Genomic DNA, 17954 nt, shown 5'->3' with positions numbered 1-17954 from the left:
AAATCCGGGGTCAGTCGGCAAGCCGCTTTGAACAATCTGGGTCAGGCGCATCCGGGCGCGGCGCGAGCCGGCCCGGGGCCTTGAAGCAGGATGCTCAGCGGCGCTTGGCCATGGCATCGGTGAAACGATCGAACAGTGGCGCGACGTCGGTCGGGCCAGGGCTCGCTTCAGGGTGGCCCTGGAAGCTGAACGCGCTCTTGTCGGTGCGCTCGATACCCTGCAGAGTGCCATCGAACAGCGACTTGTGAATGGCGCGCACGTTGCCCGGCAGGGTGGCTTCGTCAACAGCAAAACCGTGGTTCTGGCTGGTGATCATGACTACGCCGGTATCCAAGTCCTGGACCGGGTGGTTGGCACCGTGGTGACCGTGGCCCATTTTCACGGTCTTGGCGCCGGACGCCAGGGCCAGCAGCTGGTGGCCGAGGCAGATGCCGAATACCGGAATCTCGGTTTCGAGGATTTCCTTGATTGCCTGGATGGCGTAGTCGCACGGCTCGGGGTCACCAGGGCCATTGGACAGGAACACGCCGTCCGGATTGAGCGCGAGCACTTCGCTGGCCGGGGTCTGGGCTGGCACCACAGTCACGCGGCAGCCACGGGCGACCAGCATGCGCAGGATGTTCAGCTTGACGCCATAGTCGAAGGCAACCACGTGGTACGGCAGGTCGGCAGCTTCGATGGTCGGGTGGCTGTCGGTTTTCAGCTCCCACACGCTGGAGCGCCACTCGTAGCGTTCCTTGGTGGAAACGACCTTGGCCAGGTCCATGCCCTTCAGGCCTGGGAAGCCGCGAGCAGCAGCGATGGCGGCTTCTTCGCTGATGTTATCACCGGCGAGGATGCAACCGTTCTGGGCGCCCTTTTCACGCAGGATGCGGGTCAGGCGGCGGGTGTCGATGCCGGCGATGGCGACGACGTTGTGTTCTTTCAGGTACTCGGACAGCGACTGGGTCTTACGCCAGTTGCTCGCCACCAGCGGCAGGTCACGGATAACCAGGCCGGCAGACCAGACGCGGTTGGATTCGGCGTCTTCCGGAGTCGTACCGGTGTTGCCGATGTGCGGGTAAGTCAGGGTAACGATTTGCTGGGCGTAGGAAGGGTCTGTAAGGATTTCCTGGTAGCCGGTCATAGCGGTGTTGAACACCACCTCACCAACGGTCTGCCCGTCGGCTCCGATGGCTTCACCGCGAAAAATGCTGCCATCGGCAAGGGCGAGTATGGCTGGCTTAGTCAAGAAGACCTCCCGTAAATCAAGCCTGAAAGGGCGATCGCAGGTTGCAAAAAAGCGGAGTGACGTATGGACACGTCACCCCGCTTCATGTGCTGAATTTCTCTGCGCGCTTTTAGTGGACACACTAAAGCTGTAGCTTACAGGAATGAGGGTTTTCGGTCTACCGCATATGTGTCTCTAAAACACAGGATTGCGACAGCTGCCCTCATACCGAGTCGACCCATTCGCGGGCAAGCCCGCTCCCACAGGCCCCTGCACACCCACATATGGGTACCACGCGCACCTTGTGGGAGCGGGCTTGCCCGCGAAGCAGGCACCACCGACCCAATTGATTCAACGCAGCTCGAGCACGTCCTGCATGTCGTACAGCTTCGGCTCGCGGCCATCCAGCCACAGCGCGGCACGCACCGCGCCCTTGGCGAAGGTCATCCGGCTGGAAGCCTTATGGGTGATTTCCAGGCGCTCGCCTTCAGCCGCGAACAGCACAGTGTGATCACCCACTACATCGCCAGCGCGCACAGTGGCGAAGCCAATGGCCTTGCGATCACGCGCACCGGTCTGGCCTTCACGGCCATACACCGCCACTTCCTGCAGGTCACGACCCAGCGCATTGGCAACCACTTCACCCATGCGCAGGGCGGTACCCGATGGCGCATCGACCTTGTGCCGGTGGTGAGCTTCGATGATCTCGATATCGACCTCATCGCCCAGCACCCGCGCTGCCATATCCAGCAGTTTGAGGCTGAGGTTGACGCCAACGCTGAAGTTGGCCGCGAATACGATCGGAATCTCTTTGCCCGCCTCGGCCAGCAACTGCTTCTCTTCGACAGAGAAGCCGGTCGTGCCGATGATCATCGCCTTGCCGTGCTTGCGGCAGAACGCCAGGTTCTTCAGGGTCACCGAAGGGTGAGTGAAGTCGATCAGCACGTCGAATTCTTCAACGACCTTGGCCAGGTCGTCGGACAGCAACACGCCAATCCGACCCAGCGCCGCCAGCTCACCCGCATCGGCGCCGACCAGCGAGCTATCTGGGCGATCGATCGCCGCCGTCAGCCCAGCACCCGGAGTCTGCTGCACAGCCTCGATCAGGGTCTTGCCCATCCGCCCCGCTGCACCCATTACCGCAATACGTCGCATAGCCTATTCCTTCTCAGAGATCGCCGAAGAAGCGCTTCACACCCTCGAACCAACCGCTGGCCTTGGGCGAATGAGAGCTGTCACCTTCGAGCGAGTCACGCAGCTCTTCGAGCAGCTCACGCTGACGACGGCTGAGGTTGACCGGGGTTTCCACCGCCACGCGGCACAGCAGGTCGCCGGCCGCGCCACCACGTACCGGGGCTACGCCCTTGCCGCGCAGACGGAACTGCTTACCGGTCTGGGTACCTTCCGGGATCTTCAGCTTGACCCGACCGTCGAGGGTCGGTACTTCCAGCTCGCCACCCAGGGCAGCGTCGGTGTAGCTGATCGGCACTTCGCAGTACAGGTGCTTGCCGTCGCGCTGGAAGATCGCGTGCTCACGCACGTTGATCACCACATACAGATCGCCAGTCGGGCCGCCGTGAGCGCCCGCCTCGCCTTCGCCCGACAGGCGAATACGGTCGCCGGTATCGACGCCAGCCGGCACCTTGACCGACAGGGTCTTGTATTCCTCGACCCGACCTTCGCCATGGCAGGAATTGCACGGATCGGTGATGATCTTGCCCTGGCCATGGCAGCGCGGACAGGTTTGCTGCACCGAGAAGAAGCCCTGCTGCATGCGCACCTGGCCGATACCACCGCAGGTTGGGCAAGTCGACGGGGTCGAACCCTTCTTCGCGCCACTGCCGTCACATGGCTCGCAGTTGACCAGTGTCGGCACCCGGATATTGACCGTGGTACCGCGCACCGCTTCTTCCAGATTGATCTCCAGGGTGTAGCGCAGGTCGCTGCCGCGCTGCGCGCCGCCACGTCCACCGCCGCGACCACCCCCGAAGAAGTCACTGAACACATCGCCAAAGATGTCGGAGAAGTTGGCGCCGCCAAAGCCTGCACCGCCGCCGCCCATGCTCGGGTCGACACCGGCGTGACCATACTGGTCGAACGCTGCGCGCTTGCTCGCATCAGACAGCACTTCGTAGGCCTCGTTGGCCTCCTTGAACATGTCTTCGGACTCTTTATCGCCCGGATTACGGTCCGGGTGGTACTTCATCGCCAGCCGGCGATAAGCTTTCTTGAGGTCAGCTTCGCTGGCGCCGCGCTCGACACCCAGGACCTCATAATAATCACGCTTGGACATAGGTCATTTGCACCTTGTTGGGCGTTCGGCATCCGCGCCGCGCCATCAGCTCCTGTCTGCCGCCAACTAAATGGCCGCTGACAGATGCTGTAAAAATTCTCGAATTACAGATACGCCAACGCGGGAGCAAGCCCCCGCGCGGCGACATCCTACCAGCTCACCGCCATACGGCGGTGGCTGGGCGACAACTTGCAGGGATTACTGCTTGTTGTTGTCTTTCACTTCTTCGAACTCGGCGTCAACCACGTCATCGTGCTTGGCTTCCGGCTCAGCCTGCTGCTGGGCGCCGCCCTGAGGCTGCTCAGCTGCCTGCTCGGCGTACATCTTCTGAGCAACCGGTGCGGAAACCTTGGACAGCTCCTCGACCTTGGCTTCGATCGCAGCCTTGTCGTCGCCTTTGACAGCGGCTTCCAGGGCAACCAGGGCAGCTTCGATCGCGGTTTTCTCTTCAGCAGTAACCTTGTCACCGGCGTCAGCGACCATTTTGCGCGTCGAGTGGACCAGCGCATCACCCTGGTTACGGGCAGCGGCCAGCTCTTCGAACTTGCGGTCTTCTTCCGAGTTCGCCTCAGCGTCGCGGATCATCTGCTGAATTTCTTCATCAGACAGACCGGAGTTGGCCTTGATCACGATCGACTGAGTCTTGCCAGTCGCCTTGTCCTTGGCACCCACGTGCAGGATACCGTTGGCGTCGATGTCGAAGGTCACTTCGATCTGCGGCACGCCACGTGGTGCTGGTGGGATGTCGGCGAGGTCGAATTTACCCAGCGACTTGTTCTGCGCAGCCTGCTTACGCTCACCCTGCAGCACGTGAATGGTCACAGCGCTTTGGTTGTCGTCAGCGGTGGAGAACACCTGCGACTTCTTGGTCGGGATGGTGGTGTTCTTCTCGATCAGCGCAGTCATCACGCCGCCCATGGTTTCGATACCCAGGGTCAGCGGGCTGACGTCCAGCAGCAGTACGTCCTTGACATCGCCGGCCAGAACCGCGCCTTGGATGGCTGCACCCATGGCAACCGCTTCATCCGGGTTGACGTCTTTACGTGCTTCTTTGCCGAAGAAATCGGTAACCGCTTTCTGCACCAGCGGCATACGGGTCTGGCCGCCGACCAGGATCACGTCGTTGATCGAACCCACGTCGATACCGGCATCTTTCAGAGCGATACGGCAAGGCTCGATGGTGCGCTGCACCAGATCTTCTACCAGCGACTCCAGCTTGGCGCGGGAGATCTTCACGTTCAGGTGCTTAGGACCGGTGGCATCTGCAGTGATGTACGGCAGGTTGACGTCGGTCTGCTGGCTCGAGGACAGCTCGATCTTGGCCTTTTCCGCAGCTTCTTTCAGGCGCTGCATGGCCAGCGGGTCACCCTTGAGGTTCATGCCGGTTTCTTTCTTGAACTCGTCGACGAGGTAGTCGATCAGGCGAATGTCGAAGTCTTCACCACCGAGGAAGGTGTCACCGTTGGTGGCCAGAACTTCAAACTGATGCTCGCCATCGACTTCGGCGATTTCGATGACCGAAACGTCGAAGGTACCACCACCCAGGTCATAAACGATCACGGTGTGATCGCCCTTGGCCTTGTCCATACCGTAAGCCAGTGCAGCTGCGGTTGGTTCGTTGATGATACGTTTTACGTCAAGACCGGCGATGCGACCGGCATCCTTGGTGGCTTGACGCTGGCTGTCGTTGAAGTAAGCCGGAACGGTGATGACCGCTTCGGTGACAGGCTCGCCGAGGTAGTCTTCGGCGGTCTTCTTCATCTTTTTCAGGATCTCGGCAGAGATCTGTGGCGGCGCCATTTTCTGGCCGTTGACTTCGACCCAGGCGTCGTTGTTGTCAGCCTTGACGATCTTGTACGGGACCATCTGAATGTCTTTTTGCACGACTTCTTCGTCGAAGCGGCGACCGATCAGACGCTTTACCGCGTACAGGGTGTTGTGCGGGTTGGTGACCGCCTGGCGCTTGGCCGACTGCCCCACCAGGATCTCGCCATCGTTAGCGTAGGCGATGATCGAAGGGGTAGTACGCGCGCCTTCGGCGTTCTCGATAACCTTGACGTTACCGTTTTCCAGGATGGAGACGCACGAGTTGGTGGTCCCCAGGTCGATACCGATGATTTTACCCATGTTAACTCTCCCGAAACTTTGAATTAGCTAGCAGCGACTACATTGGCCAACTGCGGTAATACTTGAATGCTTGACACCTAAATGGGGACGCCCCAGAGGATTTCAAGCCTTTTCATCGATCGAAGGTTGAGCTGCAGCAGGCGACTTGCTGACCACCACCATGGCGGGGCGCAGCAGGCGGCCGTTGAGCAGATAACCCTTCTGGAACACCTTGAGCACGCTGTTGGGCTCGACCTCGTGGCTTTCTTCCATAGCCATGGCCTGGTGGTGCTCGGCGTTGAACGGCTCGCCGTGCGGGTCGACAGCCTCAAGGTTGTAGCGCTTGAGGGTGTCGTGGAACATCTTCAGGGTCAGCTCGATACCTTCGCGCATCGGCTTGATGGTTTCGTCGTCGGCGCTGGACAACTCCAGGCCACGCTCCAGGCTGTCGATCACAGGCAGCAGGTCGCCGGCAAACTTCTCCAGGGCGAACTTGTGTGCCTTCTCGACGTCCTGCTCAGCGCGGCGACGCACGTTCTGCAGGTCTGCGGCAACGCGCAGGGACTGGTCCTTGGCGGCGGCCAGCTGCTCCTCGAGCACCTGGACGCGGGTACCGAGATCCTCAGAACCTGCCTCTTCGGTGTTAGGGGTTTGTGGATCCAGCTGTTCGTCAGCCATTGGCTATCTCCTCCGCAATTTCTGGTATGCGAGACGTACTCGCCTTGTCTGTCGGCTATATGGGGTCGTAAAAATCAGGTTCAAGGGGCAGACAGCTTTCCGTGGTGACAAATCAATCTCCAAACGGGCATTGTCAGCCAGGCAAAAAGCACTGTATAAATATCCAGACATGACCCTTCGGGAGCGCCCTCATGCTGGTCCACCTGTCCATTCATAACTACGCCATCGTCGAACACCTGGACCTCGAGCTCGCTCGCGGCATGAGTGTGATCACCGGCGAAACCGGCGCCGGTAAATCGATCATGCTCGACGCCCTGGGCCTGGCCCTGGGCGACCGGGCCGACAGCGGCGTGGTGCGCCCCGGCGCGGACAAGGCAGACATCCTCGCCACCTTCGATTTGGTCGACATCCCCGAAGCCAGCGTATGGTTGAGCGAGCGCGACCTGGAAAGCGACGGCCCGTGCATCCTGCGCCGGGTGATCACCGCCGAAGGGCGCAGCCGCGGCTATATCAACGGCACGCCCTGCCCACTTGGCGACCTCAAGGCGCTGGGTGAGCTGTTGATCGACATCCACAGCCAGCACGAACACCAATCGCTACTCAAGACCGACACCCACCGCCGCCTGGTCGATGAGTATGCCGGCGCGATCGACCTGTCCCGCCAGGTGCAACTGGCCGCACAGCGCTGGCGCCAGACCCGCCAGGAGCTCGAGCGCCTGTCCAACTCGGGCGACGAGCAACGCGCACGCCAGCAACTGCTCAGCTATCAGCTCGAGGAGCTGGACAACCTCGGCCTGGGCGAGAACGAACTGGAGCAGCTGGAGCAGGAACATAAAAGCCTGACCAATGCCGAGGCGCTGTTCGGCATCTGCCGCCAGGTCATCGATCAATGCAGCGAAAGCGATTCGGGCAATGTGCTCAACGCACTGACCGTCAGCCTCAACCGTCTCACTGCAGTAGCCAGCGCCCCCAAGGCCTTGGGCGAGGCCGCCACCCTGATCGCCAGCGCACAGATCCAGGTAGAGGAAGCGGTTGGCGAACTCAACCGCTTCCTCGATAACTTCGACGCCGACCCGATGCGCCTACAAGCCCTGGAAGAGCGGCTCGATACTATCTATACGCTGGCGCGCAAACACCGCGTGCACCCCACCGAGCTGCCGCACCTGCAGCAGCGCCTGATGGAGGAGCTCGAAGGGCTCAATGCCAGCGACGAATCCATCGAACGCCTGGGCGAAGAACTGGCAGCCTACGCCCAGCATTATCAGGACAAAGCTGTCGAGTTGAGCGCACTGCGCCAGCAGGCCGCCAAACAATTGGCCACAGCGGTAGAGCAGGAAGTCCAGCGCCTGGGTATGCCTGGCGGGCGCTTCTGTATCGAGCTCACGCCGTTCGACAGCCCCGAGCCGTCACCGCACGGCCTGGAGCAGATCGAACTGCTGGTCAGCGCCAACCCCGGGCAGCCATTGAAGGGCCTGGCCAAGGTGGCCTCGGGTGGTGAACTGTCGCGGATCAGCCTGGCGATTCAGGTGATCACCGCCCAGACCTCGCGAATTCCCACCCTGGTGTTCGATGAAGTGGACGTGGGCATTGGCGGGCCTACCGCCGAGATCGTGGGCCAGCTGCTGCGGCGGCTCGGCGAACGCGGCCAGGTGCTGACAGTGACCCACCTGCCGCAGGTGGCGGCGCAGGGGCATCATCACCTGTTCGTGCACAAGGTGCGCAACAGCGAGACCACCCATACCGCAGTGGCCAACTTGGGCAAGCGTGAACGGGTCGAGGAAGTGGCGCGGATGCTGGGCGGGATTGACCTGACCAAAGAATCGCTGGCGCATGCGCGCAAGATGGTGGTCAGCGGTAAGGCCTGAAATAGGCGTATTGGGGCCGCTGTGCGGCCCTTCGCGGGCAAGCCCGCTCCCACAGGGTCCGATGTGCCAGACACACCGCAACCCACCAGATCAACTCCATTCCTGTGGGAGCGGGCTTGCCCGCGAAGAGGCCTGTTGCAGCACCCTCAGTGTACGGCGAGGGCTTCGCCCTCGTTCGCGGGCAAGCCCGCTCCCACAGGGGTCAGCGGCGCCCTAAAGGGACCCTGACAGTTTCAGCTCAGCCAGAAAGCACAAAGGCGACCCGAGGGTCGCCTTTGTATTTGATAACGATCGAAATCGTTACTTCTTCTTACGCACATACAGGACCAAATTGTGGTCCACCAGCTCGTAGCCGTGCTCGGCCACGATCTCTTTCTGGCGCTTTTCGATTTCCGAATCGAAAAACTCGATGACTTCATTGGTGTCCAGGTTGACCATATGGTCGTGGTGGCCGCCATCAGCCAATTCAAACACCGCGTGACCGCCGTCGAAGTTGTGGCGAACAACCAAACCCGCCGCTTCGAACTGAGTCAATACGCGGTAGACGGTCGCCAGACCGACGTCCTCACCTGCTTCCATCAGCGCCTTGTAGACATCCTCGGCACTCATGTGACGCTGCTCGGTGGAGTCCAGCATCTGAAGGATCTTTACTCGAGGCAGTGTCACCTTGAGACCAGCTTTGCGCAGTTCGCTATTTTCAACCATGGTCAGCTTTCTCGCCGATGCTGCTTCGCAGCTTCTCTTAATACGGGTATGATCGGGGTTTACGTTGTCCAGCCAAGATAGTGGAAGTCGCCCACCGATGCAAAAGTCCAAGCTCTTGCTAACCAGCCTCACCATTGTGGGACTGCTCGCACTCGCCGGTTGCTCGTTTCCCGGGGTTTACAAAATCGACATCCAGCAGGGCAATGTCGTCACGCAGGACATGATAGACCAATTACGCCCCGGAATGACCCGACGGCAAGTAAGGTTTATCATGGGCAACCCGCTGATTCAGGACACGTTCAACACCAATCGCTGGGATTATCTCTACAGCCTGCAACCTGGCGGCGGTAAGCGTCAGCAGGAGCGTATGAGCATCTTCTTCAACGAAAGCGATCAGCTGGTGAGTCTGTCCGGCGACTTCATGCCAGGCGTCAGCCGCGACCAGGAGATCCTGGGTGGCAGCGGCGACACCACTGTCAGCCCGAACGCCCAACCAGGCCAGCCGACTCAGCCAGAAGAGAAGCCGGCCAAGCCAGGTTCGGTCGAGGAGTCGATTCAGCGCGAGATCGACACCATCGAAACCACGCCGGTGCCGACCCCAGCCCCGCTGGACACCAACCCGCAATAACGGCGGCGTTAATAAAAAGCCCGGAGCAAGGTCCGGGCTTTTTTGTGCCTGCTATGGACCGAAGCTTCAGCTATTGAGCTGCTTGGCGCGCTGGCAGAAGGCATCGACCAGGGTGTTGGCCGCCTGGTTGAACAGCGGGCCGAGGGTCGCTCGCACCAGTGGCCCGGCATAGTCGAAAGAGAGATCGAGGCTGATCTTGCAGGCCTTGTCGCCCAGCGCCTTGAACACCCATACACCATGCAACTGGCTGAACGGGCCTTCTTCAAGGTTCATCTCGATCGACTGCCCCGGCACCAGCACATTGCTCGTCACAAACTGCTGGCTCATGCCGCCCTTGGCCACTTCCAGCCGCGCCCGCATGTGGGTTTCGCTGCTCTCGATCACTGTCGAGGCCGAGCACCAAGGCAGAAACTGCGGGTAGCTGGCCACATCGTTGACCAGATCGTAGAGCGCCTGGGCAGGGTACGGCAGCAGGGCGGAACGTTGAATATGGGTTGTCATCCAGGCGTCACTTCCAAGGCTGGGCGGCGGCGCTTCTCAGCGCACCGAAAACAGGTTCTGCGCATTGCACAGCGCCTGCATTGTCCGGGATTCGATCCGCAGGCTCAAGCACACCGAAATCCCATAGCCGACGACGCAACGACTGCCTATAATGCGGCCCCTATGGCTAAGCAAAAGAAACATCCGACCGGGACCATCGCGCAAAACAAGAAAGCGCGACACGATTACTTCATCGAACACAAGTTCGAGGCCGGGCTGGTCCTGTCCGGTTGGGAAGTAAAGAGCCTGCGGGCCGGCAAGGCGCACCTGACCGACAGCTACGTGCTGCTCAAGGATGGCGAAGCCTGGCTGTTCGGCAGCCACATCACCCCGCTGACCGCCGCCAGCACCCACGTGATCGCCGACCCGATCCGTACGCGCAAACTGCTGCTGAACAAGCGCGAGCTTGAGCGCCTGGAAGCGGCTGTGGCGCAGAAAGGCTACACCTGTGTGGCCTTGGCGCTGTACTGGAGCAAGCACCTGATCAAGTGCGAGATCGCGCTAGGTAAGGGCAAGAAGGAATTCGACAAGCGCGATACCCAGCGCGAGCGCGATTCCAACCGCGAGATCCAGCGTGCGGTGCGCAACAAGGGCAAGGAAGACTAATTCCTGCTCACCCGCTGTGGGAGCGGGCTTGCCCCGCGATAGCGATGGTGAATGTACCGCCGCCATCGCGGGCAAGCCCGCTCCTACAGGGTCATGCGCTGCTTGTGGGGGCGCGGCTTCTCAGCGTCCGCTGCGCCGCTCTGCCCGCGCCACGCGCTGGGCCTCTTGCTGCGCCTCTTCGAGCACCTCCTGCACATACAGAATGTGCCGGCTCGACACCTCACGCGCCTCTTCCGCCCGCCCCTCGACAATCGCCTGATACAGCTCGCGATGCTGGCTGATGAGCATGTCGCGCGTCTCTGAACGCTGCTGATACATGCCACCAATGTTGGTCACCACGTTGCGCTTGAGCAGGTCGAACAACCCCCGGATGGTATGCAGCAACACGGCGTTGTGGCTGGCCTCGGCAATCGCCAGGTGGAAACTGGCATCCGCCGCGCCCTCCTCCGCCCGGCTGACTTCGTCCTTGCGCGAATAGCAATCTTGCAACGCATCGAAGGCGGCCTTGAGCCGCTCACGATCAGGCTCGGTCGCCCGCTGCGCCGCGTAGTAGGCGCATGACGCCTCCAGCGTGTGGCGAAACTCGAGCAAATCGCGCTGCGCCTCAGGGCTGTGCTCGAGCAACTGCAGCAGCGGGTCGCTGAAGGTCGCGCCGAGCGAGGCCGCAACATAGTTGCCACCGCCCTGGCGGCTGACCAACAAGCCCTTGGCCACCAATTTCTGGATCGCCTCACGCAGCGATGGGCGCGACACGCCGAACTGCTCGGCCAGAACGCGCTCAGCCGGCAAGCGCTGACCCGAGGTCAGCGTCCCTTCGAGAATCATCCCTTCCAGCCGCTCGACAATGTCGTCGGACAGGCGCCGTTGGCGGACCTGATCAAAAACCATCACATGCTCTCCACAAACCCCCGTACCGATTTCGGGGGCGCCTATTCTGGCCTATCCAGGCGCAACCGACACGCATCAGTTGGCGATTTTCGCCCACCGACAACGACCCGTTCATCGGCATCCGACCAAAGTTTGCCGCGAGACAAATTGACACAGCCGCAGCCACGCTTTTAACCTAGCGTCCAGACATTGTAAATTGGTCTTACCAATTATCCAATGCCAGTGCTGACCAACAACAATTAGGGGCCACCCCATATGCAAACCTGGCAACAACTCTATACCCCTCTGGGAAGCCTTGGCCTGTCCGCACTGGCGGCGGTCATTCCCATCGTATTCTTCTTCCTCGCCCTCGCCATGTTCCGCCTCAAAGGCCACGTGGCCGGTAGCATCACGCTCGGGCTGTCGATCCTGGTAGCGATCTTCGCCTTCAACATGCCGGTGGACATGGCCCTGGCCGCCGCTGGTTATGGCTTCCTATACGGCCTCTGGCCAATTGCCTGGATCATCGTTGCCGCGGTGTTCCTGTACAAACTGACGGTCAAGAGCGGCCAGTTCGAAGTGATCCGCAGCTCGGTGCTGTCGATTACCGACGACCAACGCCTGCAAGTGCTGCTGATCGGCTTCTGCTTCGGCGCCTTCCTCGAAGGCGCAGCCGGCTTCGGCGCCCCGGTGGCCATCACGGCCGCGCTGCTGGTGGGCCTGGGCTTCAACCCACTGTACGCCGCCGGCCTGTGCCTGATCGCCAACACCGCGCCCGTAGCGTTCGGCGCGCTCGGCATCCCGATCATCGTCGCCGGCCAAGTGACTGGCATCGACGCCTTCCACATCGGCGCCATGACCGGCCGCCAGCTGCCGCTGCTGTCGCTGTTCGTGCCGTTCTGGCTGGTGTTCATGATGGACGGCCTGCGCGGCGTCAAAGAAACCTGGCCTGCCGCCCTGGTCGCCGGCCTGAGCTTCGCCGTGACCCAGTACTTCACCTCGAACTTCATAGGCCCAGAACTGCCGGACATCACCTCGGCCCTGGCCAGCCTGGTCGCGCTGACCCTGTTCCTGAAAGTGTGGCAGCCCAAGCGCTCGTTCGCCGAAGCCAAGGGCAGCGTCGGCGCCGCCGTGGTGCAGTCCAGCGGCAGCCAGCCTTCGCCGTACAGCCTGGGTGAAATCTTCAAGGCCTGGTCGCCGTTCCTGATCCTCACCGTGCTGGTGACCATCTGGACCCTGAAGCCATTCAAGGCCGCCTTCGCCCCGGGCGGCGCGATGTACAACTTCGTGTTCAACTTCGCCATCCCGCACCTCGACCAGCTGGTGATCAAGACCGCTCCGATCGTCGCTGCACCGACTGCAATGCCAGCGGTGTTCAAGCTCGACCCGATCTCGGCCACTGGCACGGCGATCTTCCTCTCCGCACTGATTTCCATGGCAGTGCTGAAGATCAACTTCAAAACTGGTCTGACCACTTTAAAAGAGACCTTCTGGGAGCTACGCTGGCCGATCCTGTCGATCGGCATGGTGCTGGCCTTCGCCTTCGTCACCAACTACTCGGGCATGTCCTCGACCATGGCCCTGGTCCTGGCGGGCACCGGCGCTGCGTTCCCGTTCTTCTCGCCGTTCCTGGGCTGGCTGGGCGTATTCCTGACCGGCTCGGACACCTCGTCCAACGCCCTGTTCGGCTCGCTGCAGGCCACCACTGCGCACCAGATCGGGGTCAGCGATACCCTGCTGGTAGCGGCCAACACCAGCGGCGGCGTGACCGGCAAGATGATCTCGCCGCAATCGATCGCCGTGGCCTGCGCCGCGACCGGCCTGGTCGGCAAGGAATCGGACCTGTTCCGCTTCACCGTCAAGCACAGCCTGTTCTTCGCCACCATCGTCGGCCTGATCACCCTGATCCAGGCGTACTGGCTCACCGGCATGCTGGTTCACCACTAAAGTGACAGGGGCCGGATGCGTCGCGGCGCATCCGGCAGCCGCCCCTTTCAACCTTTGCAGCGAGATTCCATGATCATTTCTGCCTCCACCGACTATCGCGCCGCGGCCCAGCGCAAGCTGCCGCCGTTCCTGTTCCACTACGCCGACGGTGGCGCCTACGCCGAGTACACCCTGCGCCATAACGTCGAAGACCTGGCCAGCATCGCCCTGCGTCAGCGCGTGCTGAAAAACATGTCCGAGCTGAGCCTTCAGACGCAACTGTTCGGCGAGACCTTGAGCATGCCGGTCGCCCTGGCTCCGGTCGGCCTGACCGGCATGTACGCCCGCCGCGGCGAAGTGCAGGCGGCGCGTGCGGCAGCCGCCCACGGCATTCCATTCACCATGTCGACGGTGTCGGTGTGCCCGATCGAAGAAGTCGCCCCGGCCATCAACCGGCCGATGTGGTTCCAGCTGTACGTGCTCAAGGACCGCGGCTTCATGCGCAACGCCCTGGAGCGGGCCAAGGCCGCTGGGGTCAAGACGCTGGTGTTCACCGTCGACATGCCCGTACCCGGCGCGCGCTATCGCGATGCCCACTCCGGCATGAGCGGCAAGAACGGCCCGCTGCGCCGCGTGCTGCAAGCCATGACCCACCCCGAGTGGGCCTGGGATGTCGGCGTGATGGGCCGCCCGCACGACTTGGGCAACATCTCCACTTATCGAGGCAACCCCACGGGCCTGGCCGACTACATCGGCTGGCTGGGCAACAACTTCGACCCGTCGATCTCCTGGAAAGACCTGGAGTGGATCCGCGAGTTCTGGGACGGCCCGATGATCATCAAGGGCATCCTCGATCCGGAAGACGCCCGTGACGCCGTCAAGTTCGGCGCCGACGGCATCGTCGTGTCCAACCACGGTGGCCGCCAGCTCGACGGCGTGCTGTCGAGCGCCCGCGCCCTGCCGGCAATCGCTGATGCGGTCAAAGGCGAGATCAAGATCCTCGCCGACTCCGGCATCCGCAGCGGCCTCGACGTCGTGCGCATGATCGCCCTCGGCGCCGACAGCGTGCTGATCGGCCGCGCCTTCCTCTGGGCCCTGGCCACCCATGGCGAAGCCGGGGTGAAGAACCTGCTCGAACTGTTCGAAAAAGAAATGCGCGTCGCCATGGTGCTCACCGGCGCCAAGTCGATCAGCGAGATCACACGCGATTCGCTGGTGCGCGAACTGGGCGCCTGAACGCCTGCACCCAATACCGCCTGATAATCACCGGGGCACCTCGCGCAACAGACGCGACGGCCCCGCGAGGAGATTGCATGAGCTTGCCTGCCGCGTTCCTCAGAGATGCCGAGCGCCTGATCCCCGCAGACCGCCGTTTTGACGACCCGACCTCGACCCTGGCCTTTGGCACCGATGCCAGCTTCTATAGGCTGATCCCCAAGCTGGTGGTGCGCGTCGAGTCCGAGGACGAGGTGGTCGGCCTGCTGCACCTGGCCCAGCGCGAGCGCGTGCCAGTGACCTTCCGCGCCGCCGGCACCAGCCTGTCTGGCCAGGCCATCAGCGACTCGGTGTTGATCGTGCTGGGGGATAACTGGAACGGCAAAGAGATCCGTCGCCAGGGCGAGCAGATCCGCCTGCAACCCGGCGTGATCGGCGCCCAGGCCAACGCCTGGCTGGCCCCGTTCGGGCGCAAGATCGGTCCCGACCCGGCCTCGATCAACGCCTGCAAGATCGGCGGCATCGTCGCCAACAACGCCAGCGGCATGTGCTGCGGCACTGCGCAAAACACCTATCACACCCTCGCCGGCCTGCGCCTGGTACTGGCCGACGGCACCCGCCTGGACAGTGAAGACCCGGCCAGCGTCGCCGCCTTCGAACAGAGCCACGCCGAGCTGCTCGGCGAACTCGCCCGGCTCGGCCGCGAGACCCGCGCCAACAGCGAACTGGCGGCCAAGATCCGCCACAAATACCGCCTGAAGAACACCACAGGTCTGTCGCTCAACGCACTGGTGGACTACGACCAACCGCTGGATATCCTGCAGCACCTGCTGGTCGGTTCCGAAGGCACCCTGGGCTTTATCAGCGCGGTGACCTACGACACGGTGCTCGACCACCCGCACAAGGCCTCGGCGCTGATCGTCTTCCCGACCGTGGAAAGCTGCTGCAAGGCGGTGACGGTGCTCAAGCACCAGCCGGTTTCTGCGGTCGAATTGCTCGACCGCCGCAGCCTGCGCTCGGTACAGGACATGCCCGGCATGCCGGTGTGGGTCAAGGCGCTGTCGGACAACGCCTGCGCCCTGCTGATCGAGTCGCGCGCCGCCAGCCAGAGCCTGCTGCACGAGCAACTCGAACTGATCATGGCCTCGATCGCCGACTTCCCGCTGGAGCAGAAAGTCGACTTCAGCGAAGACCCGGCCGTGTACAACCTGCTGTGGAAGATCCGCAAAGACACCTTCCCCGCCGTCGGCGCAGTACGCCAGACCGGCACCACGGTGATCATCGAAGACGTGACCTTCCCGGTCGAGCAACTGGCCGAAGGCGTCAACCGGCTGATCCAGCTGTTCGACAAGCACCACTACGACGAGGCGATCATTTTCGGCCACGCGCTGGAAGGCAACCTGCACTTCGTCTTCACCCAAGGCTTCAATAGCGCGCAAGAAGTGGCGCGCTATCAAGCGTTCATGGATGACGTCGCGCAGCTGGTGGCGGTCGAATTTGGCGGCTCGCTCAAGGCCGAGCACGGTACCGGACGCAACATGGCGCCCTTCGTCGAGCTGGAATGGGGGCATGACGCCTACCAACTGATGTGGCAGCTCAAACGCCTGCTCGACCCCAACGGCATCCTCAACCCGGACGTGGTCCTGAGCGAAGACCCAGCCATCCACCTCAAGCACCTCAAGCCCCTGCCGGCGGCCGACGAGATCGTCGACAAGTGCATCGAGTGCGGCTTCTGCGAACCGGTCTGCCCGTCCAAAGGCCTGACCCTCAGCCCGCGCCAACGCATCGTCATGTGGCGCGACATCCAGGCCAAGAAGCGCGCTGGCGAAGACGTGCGCGAACTGCTGCGCAGCTATCAATACCAAGGCATCGACACCTGCGCCGCCACCGGCCTGTGCGCCCAGCGCTGCCCGGTCGGCATCAACACCGGCGAGCTGGTGAAGAAACTGCGCGGCCAGGCCGCCGAGCACGAGAAGACCGCCGACTGGCTGGCCGAACACTTCCACACCGCCCTGCGCGGCGCCCGCTTCACCCTGGCCGCCGCCAACGGCGCACGCAAGCTGCTCGGCGCGCCACGCCTGGGCCGGATCAGCGCCTCATTGAGCAAAGCCAGCAACGGCCGCCTGCCGCAGTGGACCCCAGCGATGCCGCAGCCACTGCGCGCCATCGACTTCGGCCCGGCAAGCAACGACGCCCGGCCACGGGTGGTGTACCTGGCCGCCTGCGTATCGCGGGTCATGGGCCCGGCCTACGCCGACCGCGAGCAAAGTTCGCTGCTCGACAAGACCCGCGCCCTGCTGGAGAAAGCCGGTTACCAGGTGGTGTTCCCCGACAACGCCGACAGCCTGTGCTGCGGCCAGCCGTTCGCCTCCAAAGGCTACGCCGAGCAGGCCGAGCACAAGCGCCAGGAGCTGATCAACGCCCTGCTGCATGCCAGCCGCGGCGGGCTTGACCCGATCTACTGCGACACCAGCCCCTGCACCTTGCGCCTGGTGCAAGACCTGGGCGAAACCCGCCTGGACCTGTACGACCCGGTGCGCTTCATCCGCACCCACCTGCTCGAGCGCCTGGAGTTCACCCCCCAGGAGGAGCCGGTGGCCGTGCATGTCACCTGCAGCACCCAGCACCTGGGCGAAAGCCAGGCGCTGATCGACCTGGCGCGGCGCTGCAGCAAACAGGTGATGATCCCCGAAGGCATTCACTGCTGCGGCTTCGCCGGCGACAAAGGCTTCACCACCCCCGAGCTCAACGCCCACTCGCTGCGCAGCCTCAAGGATGCGGTGCAATATTGCAGCGAAGGCATCTCGACCAGCCGCACCTGCGAGATTGGCCTGTCGAGCCACAGTGGGATCGACTATCACGGGCTGGTCTATCTGGTAGACCGCGTGACCCGGGCGCGGAGTATCTGATCGAGCGCGGTGTTTGTGGGGCGATTTGAATGATCACATCATCCATGATCGCCCCCGGCCCTTTGCAGGGTTCTGAATGAACACTTCATCCACAGCCGCCGCGAATCCCTTGGATCTGAATGAACACTTCATCCCTAGCCGCCGCGAATCCCTTGGATCTGAATGAACACTTCCTCCATAGCCGCCGCGAACCCCGTGGATCTGAATGAACACTTCATCCATAGTCGCCGCGAATCCCTTGGATCTGAATGAACACTTCATCCATAGCCGCCGCGAACCCCGTGGATCTGAATGAACACTTCATCCATAGCCGCCGCGAACCCCGTGGATCTGAATGAACACTTCATCCATAGCCGCCGCGAACCCCGTGGATCTGAATGAACACTTCATCCATAGCCGCCGCGCA

14 protein-coding genes are annotated in these 17954 nt (G+C 62.3%); 6 read left to right on the top strand and 8 right to left on the bottom strand.

Annotated features, from left to right (window positions below; genetic code table 11):
• Positions 1-94 precede the first annotated feature (94 nt).
• From carA to grpE, 5 genes are all read right to left on the bottom strand, one after another.
• Positions 95-1231 (bottom strand): glutamine-hydrolyzing carbamoyl-phosphate synthase small subunit, encoded by a 1137-nt coding sequence (carA, locus tag OIU19_RS22785; RefSeq protein WP_186556503.1) that lies wholly within the window; start codon positions 1229-1231, stop codon positions 95-97.
• 330 nt (positions 1232-1561) lie between these two features.
• The gene (dapB, locus tag OIU19_RS22780; RefSeq protein WP_264236907.1) at positions 1562-2365 is read right to left on the bottom strand and encodes a 4-hydroxy-tetrahydrodipicolinate reductase; all 804 of its coding nucleotides are present in this window, start codon (positions 2363-2365) and stop codon (positions 1562-1564) included.
• 13 nt (positions 2366-2378) lie between these two features.
• The gene (gene dnaJ / locus OIU19_RS22775; RefSeq protein WP_186556505.1) at positions 2379-3503 is read right to left on the bottom strand and encodes a molecular chaperone DnaJ; all 1125 of its coding nucleotides are present in this window, start codon (positions 3501-3503) and stop codon (positions 2379-2381) included.
• Between the two features lie 198 nt (positions 3504-3701).
• Complete coding sequence (dnaK, locus tag OIU19_RS22770; RefSeq protein ID WP_186556506.1) at positions 3702-5630, bottom strand: molecular chaperone DnaK; 1929 nt, start codon at positions 5628-5630, stop codon at positions 3702-3704.
• Positions 5631-5732: 102 nt separating this feature from the next.
• Positions 5733-6287 (bottom strand): nucleotide exchange factor GrpE, encoded by a 555-nt coding sequence (gene grpE, locus OIU19_RS22765; RefSeq protein WP_264236906.1) that lies wholly within the window; start codon positions 6285-6287, stop codon positions 5733-5735.
• A 191-nt stretch (positions 6288-6478) separates the two neighbouring features.
• Between grpE and recN the strand changes: the two genes are divergently transcribed.
• The gene (gene recN / locus OIU19_RS22760; protein ID WP_264236905.1) at positions 6479-8152 is read left to right on the top strand and encodes a DNA repair protein RecN; all 1674 of its coding nucleotides are present in this window, start codon (positions 6479-6481) and stop codon (positions 8150-8152) included.
• A gap of 300 nt (positions 8153-8452) precedes the next feature.
• Here the strand turns inward: recN and fur are convergent, their stop codons facing one another.
• Positions 8453-8857, bottom strand: a complete 405-nt coding sequence (fur, locus tag OIU19_RS22755; protein WP_186556509.1) for a ferric iron uptake transcriptional regulator — start codon at positions 8855-8857, stop codon at positions 8453-8455.
• Between the two features lie 97 nt (positions 8858-8954).
• Between fur and OIU19_RS22750 the strand changes: the two genes are divergently transcribed.
• Complete coding sequence (locus tag OIU19_RS22750) at positions 8955-9485, top strand: outer membrane protein assembly factor BamE (protein WP_264236904.1); 531 nt, start codon at positions 8955-8957, stop codon at positions 9483-9485.
• 66 nt (positions 9486-9551) lie between these two features.
• On the opposite strand, the gene OIU19_RS22745 is transcribed toward OIU19_RS22750, so the two are convergent.
• Positions 9552-9986 carry a type II toxin-antitoxin system RatA family toxin gene (locus tag OIU19_RS22745; protein WP_264236903.1) on the bottom strand — a complete coding sequence of 145 codons (435 nt, stop codon included), beginning with the start codon at positions 9984-9986 and terminating at the stop codon, positions 9552-9554.
• A gap of 162 nt (positions 9987-10148) precedes the next feature.
• Between OIU19_RS22745 and smpB the strand changes: the two genes are divergently transcribed.
• Entirely contained in the window at positions 10149-10631 is a 483-nt protein-coding gene (smpB, locus tag OIU19_RS22740) for an SsrA-binding protein SmpB (protein ID WP_186556512.1), read from the top strand.
• A gap of 120 nt (positions 10632-10751) precedes the next feature.
• Here the strand turns inward: smpB and OIU19_RS22735 are convergent, their stop codons facing one another.
• On the bottom strand, positions 10752-11519 hold the full coding sequence (locus OIU19_RS22735) for an FCD domain-containing protein (RefSeq protein WP_186556513.1): 768 nt from the start codon (positions 11517-11519) through the stop codon (positions 10752-10754).
• A gap of 255 nt (positions 11520-11774) precedes the next feature.
• On the opposite strand from OIU19_RS22735, the gene OIU19_RS22730 reads away from it, so the two are divergent.
• The 3 genes from OIU19_RS22730 (at position 11775) to OIU19_RS22720 (ending at position 17548) form a co-directional block, all read left to right on the top strand.
• Positions 11775-13445 (top strand): lactate permease LctP family transporter, encoded by a 1671-nt coding sequence (locus tag OIU19_RS22730; RefSeq protein WP_264236902.1) that lies wholly within the window; start codon positions 11775-11777, stop codon positions 13443-13445.
• Between the two features lie 69 nt (positions 13446-13514).
• Positions 13515-14660, top strand: coding sequence for an FMN-dependent L-lactate dehydrogenase LldD (lldD, locus tag OIU19_RS22725; protein ID WP_264236901.1), 1146 nt, complete (start codon positions 13515-13517; stop codon positions 14658-14660).
• 77 nt (positions 14661-14737) lie between these two features.
• Positions 14738-17548 carry an FAD-binding and (Fe-S)-binding domain-containing protein gene (locus OIU19_RS22720; protein WP_264236900.1) on the top strand — a complete coding sequence of 937 codons (2811 nt, stop codon included), beginning with the start codon at positions 14738-14740 and terminating at the stop codon, positions 17546-17548.
• Positions 17549-17954 lie beyond the last annotated feature (406 nt).

It is taken from the genome of Pseudomonas sp. BT-42-2 (genome assembly GCF_025847435.2).
GTDB classification, from domain to species: domain Bacteria; phylum Pseudomonadota; class Gammaproteobacteria; order Pseudomonadales; family Pseudomonadaceae; genus Aquipseudomonas; species Aquipseudomonas urmiensis.
Note: the sequence above shows the minus strand (reverse complement) of the source record. Positions and strands in the feature narration are given on the sequence as shown.

What these genes read in the sequence shown, in the direction of transcription:
- dapB (WP_264236907.1), bottom strand. Translation starts at nt 2,365, where the DNA reads ATGCGACGTATTGCGGTAATGGGTGCAGCGGGGCGGATGGGCAAGACC.
- dnaJ (WP_186556505.1), bottom strand. Translation starts at nt 3,503, where the DNA reads ATGTCCAAGCGTGATTATTATGAGGTCCTGGGTGTCGAGCGCGGCGCC.
- dnaK (WP_186556506.1), bottom strand. Translation starts at nt 5,630, where the DNA reads ATGGGTAAAATCATCGGTATCGACCTGGGGACCACCAACTCGTGCGTC.
- grpE (WP_264236906.1), bottom strand. Translation starts at nt 6,287, where the DNA reads ATGGCTGACGAACAGCTGGATCCACAAACCCCTAACACCGAAGAGGCA.
- recN (WP_264236905.1), top strand. Translation starts at nt 6,479, where the DNA reads ATGCTGGTCCACCTGTCCATTCATAACTACGCCATCGTCGAACACCTG.
- fur (WP_186556509.1), bottom strand. Translation starts at nt 8,857, where the DNA reads ATGGTTGAAAATAGCGAACTGCGCAAAGCTGGTCTCAAGGTGACACTG.
- OIU19_RS22750 (WP_264236904.1), top strand. Translation starts at nt 8,955, where the DNA reads ATGCAAAAGTCCAAGCTCTTGCTAACCAGCCTCACCATTGTGGGACTG.
- OIU19_RS22745 (WP_264236903.1), bottom strand. Translation starts at nt 9,986, where the DNA reads ATGACAACCCATATTCAACGTTCCGCCCTGCTGCCGTACCCTGCCCAG.
- smpB (WP_186556512.1), top strand. Translation starts at nt 10,149, where the DNA reads ATGGCTAAGCAAAAGAAACATCCGACCGGGACCATCGCGCAAAACAAG.
- OIU19_RS22735 (WP_186556513.1), bottom strand. Translation starts at nt 11,519, where the DNA reads ATGGTTTTTGATCAGGTCCGCCAACGGCGCCTGTCCGACGACATTGTC.
- OIU19_RS22730 (WP_264236902.1), top strand. Translation starts at nt 11,775, where the DNA reads ATGCAAACCTGGCAACAACTCTATACCCCTCTGGGAAGCCTTGGCCTG.
- lldD (WP_264236901.1), top strand. Translation starts at nt 13,515, where the DNA reads ATGATCATTTCTGCCTCCACCGACTATCGCGCCGCGGCCCAGCGCAAG.
- OIU19_RS22720 (WP_264236900.1), top strand. Translation starts at nt 14,738, where the DNA reads ATGAGCTTGCCTGCCGCGTTCCTCAGAGATGCCGAGCGCCTGATCCCC.